Origin of the sequence: Stenotrophomonas sp. HMWF003, from assembly GCF_003061285.1 — a bacterium.
Taxonomy (GTDB): domain Bacteria; phylum Pseudomonadota; class Gammaproteobacteria; order Xanthomonadales; family Xanthomonadaceae; genus Stenotrophomonas; species Stenotrophomonas maltophilia_AP.
Map to the genome: position 1 here is coordinate 11,423 of NZ_QAIW01000373.1, position 6,655 is coordinate 18,077.

A 6,655-nucleotide genomic window follows, 5' to 3' on the forward strand; every position below is an offset into this window, starting at 1 on the left:
GCCGCAACATGACCCTGCTGGTGCAGGAATTCCGTCGCCAGCTCGATGCGGTCGGCACGCCCCGTGGCCAGCACCTGCTGCTGACCGCCGCGCTGCCGGCCGGTCGCGTGCAGACCGACGGCGCCTACGATCCTGCGCGCAGCTACGAGCTGAGGGAACTGGGCGAACGGCTCGATTTCATCAACCTGATGAGCTATGACATGGGCACCGGGTTCTCGGCGGTGTCCACCTTCAACGCACCGCTGCGTGAGGTGCCCGAGGATCCGTTGGGCCCGGCGCAGCGGCGGTGGAACAACGTGGAAGGCGCCGTGGCCTACTACCAGCAGCAGGGCGTGCCGGCCGGCAAACTGGTGCTGGGCGTGCCGTTCTACGGGCGCGGTTTCCGCGTCACTGCGGGCGACAACGATGGCCTGTACCAGCCTTACAGTGCGCCGTTCGACGCCGGCGACTGGCGGCGCATTCGCAGCGACTTCCTCGACACGCCCGGCTGGCAGCGGCACTGGCATCCGGTGGCGCAGAGCCCATGGCTGTACAACCCGACCGAACGGATCTTCATCAGCTATGAAGTCCCGACCTCGATCGGCCTGCGCGCCGCGTTCGCCCGGTCCGCCGCGCTGCGCGGGGTGTTCACCTGGGAGCTGACCGGCGACGACGCACAGGGCAGCCTGCTGGAGGCGATGGCCGCGCCGTTCCTGCCTTAGTCCAGGTAGTGCGACACCTCGATCAGGTTGCCATCCGGATCGCGGAAGTACACCGACAGGATCGGCCCGGTGGCGCCGGTGCGCTGCACCGGGCCGTCTTCCACGTCCACCTGCTGCGCCTGCAGGTGGGCCAGGATCTCGTCCATGCGGGCGTAGGTGATCAGGCACAGGTCCGCCGAACCGGGGGTGGGGCGCAGCGCCTTGGGTTCGAACTCGCGACCGTGCGCGTGCAGGTTGATCTTCTGCAGCCCGAAGCGCAGCGCCGTGCGCCCGGCGCCGAAGGTCTCCACGGCCATGCCCAGCACGCGCTGGTAGAAATCGCAGGTGGCGTCGATGTCGGCCACGGTGAGTACCAGGTGGTCGAGGCGGTCGATATGCAGGTCGGTCATGGCAATGCGGGAAGGCGGGGAAACCGGCACGTTACCGCCGCCACCGGCAATGCACGGTGAGCGGGGGGCCGCTGGATGGCGGGAGACCAACGGCACCTGCGGGGCGGTTGCGCGGTGCCCTATGCTTGGCCGCATGGAGACCGTGCGCCTGCTGGACCTGGACATCGACCGCACCCTGCAGCAGGTGCGGCGCGGTGATGCCGTCCTGCCGGTCAGCGGGCTGAGCTGGCGGCTGCTCGACTGCCTGCTGGCCCACGGCACCGACGTGGTGAGCTTCGACACCCTCGCCGGGCAGGTGTGGGCCCCGGCGGTGGTCGGCGAAGATGCGATCAGCCAGCGGGTGAAGCTGCTGCGCCAGGCGCTTGGCGATGACAGCCGCCGCCCACGGTATGTGCGCTCGGTCCGCGGCCGTGGTTACCAGCTGTGCGCGCCCGTGCAGCCGGTCTTGCACGACACGCCAGCGGGCCGTGCGCCTCGTGTGGCGCGGCGCTGGGGCTGGCGCGGGGCCACCGGCGTCGCCAGTGCAGTGATTGTCGTTGCGGCCGTGGCCGTCATCGCCTGGCCCACCGCCGCCCCGCGGTCGCCGGCCGACGCGCTGCTGCAACGTGCCGACCACTACGCCGGTATCGGCCAGGCCAGCAACAACGCGCGCGCCATCGCGCTGTACCGGCAGGCGCTGCAGGTGGATCCGGACCTGCCAGCCGCACGACGCGGGCTGGCACGTGCGCTGGCAGCCGAGACCTGCCTGTTCAATGGTCCCGCCGAGCGTGCGCAGCAGGCGCTGGTCGAAGCGGACCGGGTGCTGCGCGCCGCACCGGACGATGCCGCCGCACTCGCCGCGCGCGGGTATGCCCATGACTGCCTGGGGGCGATGCCGCGCGCGATCGCCGATTACCAGCGGGCGCTGCAGCGCGACCCGGACGATGAGCGCACGCGCGCCTCGCTGGCGTACCTGCAGCAGGAACAGGGCCACCTTGCACAGGCACTGCAGGCCAACCTCTCGCTGCGCGCGCCCGAACGCGTCCGCTTCCGTGAGGTGCAGGTCGCGCGCGAGCTGGAACTGCTCGGCTTCACCGACGCCGCTGCACGTCGCCACGAACGCAACTTCCAGCTGTTCCCCGATAACGTATTCGCCAACATCGCCTGGCCGCGCAGCCTGCTGCTCATGGGCGATGCGGACCGGGCACGGGCGGCGCTGCAGCAGGCGCTTGCGCGCGGTACGCCGCATCCGCAGTTGTTCCGCCTGCAGGGCGAGATGCTGCTGATGCAGGGCGACGCCGCGGGCGCGGCGCAGGCCTTCGAGCGCGGCCGGGAGCTGCGTCCGCAGCAGTCGATGGGGCAAACGCTGGCCGGCCTGTACGGCACCGTGCCGGCCACGCCGGCGTGGATCGCCGCGCAGCTGCAGGCGCAGGCCGGCGAGGCTGGCGATGGCTGGTCGGACATGGCCCTTGAACGCGCCCTGCTGCACCAGGCCGAGGGGAACACGGCGGCTGCCGTGGCCGACTTGCAGCGTGCGGTGGACGCGGGCTTCCGCGATGCCGCCTGGCTGCGCGCGACGCCGCTGTTCGCGCCGCTGCGCACGGCACCCGGGTGGCTACCGTTGCTGGCCCGGATCGAGGCGGATGTCGGTGCGCAGCGCGCGCAGGTCCTGGCCGCCGGGTGGCGGCCAGGCGATCTGGACGGGCTCAGTCCAGCGCGGGCAGCAGGAACCCGGTAAGGATGCGCCGCGACTGCGGGTGGGCGTAGCTGCGGTTGTAGGCCGTGCTGGTGATGACCGCCACCAGCTTCCTGTCCGGGATCACGAACACGTAGTTGCCGCCGTTGCCGGACATCGCCCACAGCGTCGTCTCCCGGCCCTGCACGGGCAGTTTCAGGCCCCACCACTGGTATCCGTAGTCGCTGCCATCGCCGGTGCTGGCCTGTGCGCTGAGCATCGCGGTCACGTAGTCGGCCGGGATCAGTGCCTTGCCCTGCCAACGCCCACCGGCCAGCACCAACTCGCCCAGGCGTGCCAGGTCCCGGCTGCGGTAGCGGGTGCCGCCGCCGCCCATGCCGATGCCTTCCGGCGAACGGTTCCACCGGCTGGCGGTGATCCCCAGCGGACGCTCCAGCGCCTGCGCGGCATAGTCGGCCAGCGGCCGCTTCGTGGCACGTTCCAGCACGGCGCCAAGCACGAACGAATTGGCCGTGCAGTAGGCGTGGGCACGCCCATGCGGACTGTCCTGCGGGGGCGTCATCCACGGCGCGAAACCTTTCACCGGCAGCGCCAGGGCGAAGTCCAGCCAGCGCTCGGTGACGTACATGCGCTCTTCGTTGCCGGCCGAGAACGCGTTCTCGTCGTCGCACTCCCACAGGCTGCTCATGGTGAGCAGGTCTTCAATCGTGGTCGCACGCAGGCGAGGATCGACCGGGTGGGTGGCAGTGAATTCGGGAAAGTAGTCGTAGACCCGCGCCTTCACCCCCGGCAGGTGGCCATCGCCGATGGCCGCGCCGACCAGCATCGCGGTGACGCTTTTACTGGCCGAACGCACATCATGCAGCGTGTCGGCGCTGGCTCCGTTGAAGTAGTGCTCGTAGGCGATTTGTCCGTCCACCAGCAGCAGCACGCTGGTGACCTGCTTGATGTCCTCGGTGGCGATGGCCGCTTCCAGGGCGGCCAGTGGGGCGGGATCCGGTGAGGGCGGCGCGGCCCGTCCCGCCAGTGGCAGGCAGGCGAGCCAGGACAGGATCAGGGCGGCGCATCGGTAGGAACGGGTGTGCATGGTCGGACTCCTCGAAGGGGAGCCCGACTACGCCACGGAGGCGACTGAAGTGCTGGAAGAACGCCTGAAGGTTTCTGAAAGCCCGCCCGCACAAGGGTCCGGCGGGCGAGGGCGCGGCGCACGGGGCGCCGCGTCGGCGGTCACGGCGCGGGCGCGGCCAGGGGCCGCGGTCGTGACCACACACTGTTCGGCTCGCCGTGGATCGCGCGCCGGCTGCTGGCGCGCGCCATCGCGGCAAACCCGATGGCCATGGCCAGCGCCACCCCGTCCACCCAGAACAGCGGCCAATAGCCGCGCAGCGCGCTGGTCCACAGCCACAGCCCGCTCATCGCGCCATGCACCAGCGGGATCAGCGCGGTGACGATCGCCGCGGCCCACAGCAGCTCCCGTGCGGCCTGCCACGGCGCGCGCAGCGCCGCCCACAGGGCGCAACCGCCCCAGACCAGGAAACAGATCCAGCGCATGCCCGCGTCGGCATGTGCGGGGGCCAGGTGTTCCAGCAGCTGCACGCCGACGAACGCGGCCGAAATGGCCACGCACAGACCGATGCACACCCCGACCGTAGCGCGCGCCATGTTGATCTGGGCGCGGCCCTGGGCCTGCTGGCGGCGCTTGCGCCGCGACTCGATCCACAGCAGGTTGCCCGAATAGAACAGGAAGGCGCCGCCCAGGCCCAGCGCGAAGTACAGCCAGGGCACCAGGGCGTTGCCGTACTCGCCGAAATGCAGTGCATAGGCGGCCGCCAGTGTGGCGTGGTTGGCGTCGCGCCGGCCCGGCAACTGGGTGTGCAGGACGTCGCCGGTGTTGGCGTCCAGCGCCACGGCACCCAGCGGGCCCAAGGACACCCCGCCGTCGCCGGTGATCTCGATCACTGCGTTGGCATCGCCGGCGTTGGCCAGCTTCAGGTAGGCCGGCTCGAAGCGCGCCTGGCCCTGGTCGTTGGCCACGGCGATCGCTCGGGCATGCAGCATGGCCAGGCTGCCGGCCCGGACCGGCTCGCCGGCGGCCGCGCGGATCGGCGCGGTATCCATCGCCGCCGGCAGCGCGGCCAGCAGCTTGCCGTCGTAGATCAGCGGGTTGAGCGCGGCCATCTGCAGGAACACCAGGCACAGCAGCGCGCCGGTCACCGCAAACAGCAGGTGGAACGGCAGGCTGAGCACGCCGATCACGTTGTGGGCGTCCTGCCACATCTGCTTCAGGTTGCGGCCCGGGCGCAGCGCGAACAGGTCGCCGACCAGCTTGGGCAGGTGGATCACCAGCCCGGACAGCAGCGCCAGGCCATACAGCAGGCTGACCACGCCCATCAGGTAGATGCCGGCCACCGGCAGGCCCAGGGTGTAGTGCAGTTCGTTGACCAGCTCGGCCAGCCCGGCCTGGGGTGGGGTAGGGCTGCCATCGAAGTGATCGGACCAGGCGAACAGCCAGGTGCCCCTGGCGTCCTGCCAATAGGCCACCGATTGCGGTGTTTCGGCGCCGGGGAAGGTCATGCCCAGGTGCTGGCGCGCTTCCGGGTGTCGGGCCAGTACGCCATCGAGCAGGCGCTGCGCATCGTCCAGGGTCTGCGCGGGCTGGGTCATCGCCTGGGGCGACTGCCACAGCGGCAGATCATGGTGGAACACGGTGATCGCGCCGGCATAGAACGCCACGAACAGCGCGAAGCCGGCTACCAGGCCAACCCAGGTATGCAGCGTGGTGAAGGTGCGCAGGGTGAGCGAACTGAATTTCATCGACGTTCCTTTACTGCACCAGGTGGGCGGCGCGCAGCAGCCACAACAGGGCAAAACCGGCCAGTGCGCTGGTGCCCAGCGCTGCCCAGGCACGCACGCCGCTGCGGAACGCGAAGGCCCACAGGGCGGCCAGCATCCAGAACGGAATGAAGGTGATCAGGCTGGGCACGATGGCGCTCTGCCACGGGCCGGGCGGCAGCCACGCCACCAGCCCGGCGCCCGCGGCGGCCACGAAGAACCCGGCCACCAGCCCGGCCAGCGCACGCGCCCACATCAGGGCCGCGCCTCACGCTCGGGGCGCGTCCAGGCGGCCAGGTAGGGCAGGATCAGCGCGGTCAGCATCCACCCGGCCAACGTCACGCACAGCCCGGTGGCCAGACCCAGCTGGCCCATCCACAGCCACAACGAGGTGGCGGCGGCCACCAGCCCGATCTGCCGGCCCAGCCGCCCGGCGCGGCGCAGCCGCGGCCAGCGGCAGTGCACGGACGCGGCATAGAAGGCCAGCGCCGAAAACGCAGACGCTGCGCCGGCGACGCCGCAGTACAGCAGGGCAAGCGTGTTGCCGCTCAGCACGGGACGCACGTTGGACGGGCAGCGGAGGCCATGGGGAAATCCTTGGGGGAAAGGCGGGGCCACGTGTCGCACGGCCCGCTGCGCATGGTAATCATTGCCGTTTTGGTCCGCCACAGCGGCGCGTTCAGGCGTCTGCCCGGGCGGTGCAGGCGCAAAAATCCGCGCGTTGGTTTAAGATCGGCAGGGTATCCATCCAGGCAACAAGGTGGCCCGCGCCCAGCGCCGGTCCAGCGTGCGACATGAGCACTACCATCGCCCACCGCTGAACGCTCCCGACGGCCCCTTGCAGGCGCCTTCGTGGCGCTTTTTTTATGGCCGAGCGGCGTGCTGCCGTTGCCTCTGTTCCACCTCCGATTCCCCGGCCTGCGTTGCAGGCCCATCAGAAAAAGCCCAGTCATGATCGCGATCACGCTTCCCGACGGCAGCCGCCGTGAGTTCGAAAACCCCGTCAGTGTCATGGACGTCGCCCAGTCGATCGGCGCCGGCCTGGCCAAGGCCACCAT

Annotated in this window: 8 protein-coding genes; 3 read left to right on the top strand and 5 right to left on the bottom strand. The window is 70.5% G+C overall.

What is annotated here, in order from left to right:
- The coding region (locus DBR34_RS23345; RefSeq protein WP_258223982.1) for a glycoside hydrolase family 18 protein at positions 1 to 701 on the top strand (701 nt) is incomplete at its 5' end.
- Here the strand turns inward: DBR34_RS23345 and DBR34_RS15530 are convergent.
- The gene (locus tag DBR34_RS15530; RefSeq protein ID WP_219928310.1) at positions 698 to 1,081 is read right to left on the bottom strand and encodes a VOC family protein; all 384 of its coding nucleotides are present in this window, start codon (positions 1,079 to 1,081) and stop codon (positions 698 to 700) included. The genes DBR34_RS23345 and DBR34_RS15530 overlap by 4 nt on opposite strands.
- Before the next feature lie 142 nt (positions 1,082 to 1,223).
- Here DBR34_RS15530 and DBR34_RS15535 point away from each other — a divergent pair, with 142 nt between their 5' ends.
- Positions 1,224 to 2,807, top strand: coding sequence for a tetratricopeptide repeat protein (locus tag DBR34_RS15535; protein ID WP_258223983.1), 1,584 nt, complete (start codon positions 1,224 to 1,226; stop codon positions 2,805 to 2,807).
- Here DBR34_RS15535 and DBR34_RS15540 read toward each other — a convergent pair.
- The 4 genes from DBR34_RS15540 to DBR34_RS15555 all read right to left on the bottom strand — a co-directional run bounded on the left by DBR34_RS15540 (position 2,776) and on the right by DBR34_RS15555 (position 6,161).
- Positions 2,776 to 3,852, bottom strand: a complete 1,077-nt coding sequence (locus DBR34_RS15540; protein WP_128097471.1) for a serine hydrolase — start codon at positions 3,850 to 3,852, stop codon at positions 2,776 to 2,778. The two genes, DBR34_RS15535 and DBR34_RS15540, sit on opposite strands and share 32 nt — an antisense overlap.
- 140 nt (positions 3,853 to 3,992) lie before the next feature.
- Positions 3,993 to 5,579: a PepSY-associated TM helix domain-containing protein gene (locus tag DBR34_RS15545; RefSeq protein WP_128097472.1), complete on the bottom strand. Its 1,587-nt coding sequence runs from the start codon at positions 5,577 to 5,579 to the stop codon at positions 3,993 to 3,995.
- 10 nt (positions 5,580 to 5,589) lie between these two features.
- Positions 5,590 to 5,853: a hypothetical protein gene (locus tag DBR34_RS15550; RefSeq protein WP_128097473.1), complete on the bottom strand. Its 264-nt coding sequence runs from the start codon at positions 5,851 to 5,853 to the stop codon at positions 5,590 to 5,592.
- Positions 5,853 to 6,161, bottom strand: coding sequence for a hypothetical protein (locus DBR34_RS15555; protein ID WP_258223984.1), 309 nt, complete (start codon positions 6,159 to 6,161; stop codon positions 5,853 to 5,855). The genes DBR34_RS15550 and DBR34_RS15555 overlap by 1 nt, the downstream gene beginning before the upstream one ends.
- 387 nt (positions 6,162 to 6,548) lie before the next feature.
- Here DBR34_RS15555 and DBR34_RS23350 point away from each other — a divergent pair.
- The coding region (locus DBR34_RS23350) for a TGS domain-containing protein (RefSeq protein WP_258223989.1) at positions 6,549 to 6,655 on the top strand (107 nt) is incomplete at its 3' end.

What these genes read in the sequence shown, in the direction of transcription:
- DBR34_RS15550 (WP_128097473.1), bottom strand. Translation starts at nt 5,853, where the DNA reads ATGTGGGCGCGTGCGCTGGCCGGGCTGGTGGCCGGGTTCTTCGTGGCC.
- DBR34_RS15535 (WP_258223983.1), top strand. Translation starts at nt 1,224, where the DNA reads ATGGAGACCGTGCGCCTGCTGGACCTGGACATCGACCGCACCCTGCAG.
- DBR34_RS15540 (WP_128097471.1), bottom strand. Translation starts at nt 3,852, where the DNA reads ATGCACACCCGTTCCTACCGATGCGCCGCCCTGATCCTGTCCTGGCTC.
- DBR34_RS15545 (WP_128097472.1), bottom strand. Translation starts at nt 5,579, where the DNA reads ATGAAATTCAGTTCGCTCACCCTGCGCACCTTCACCACGCTGCATACC.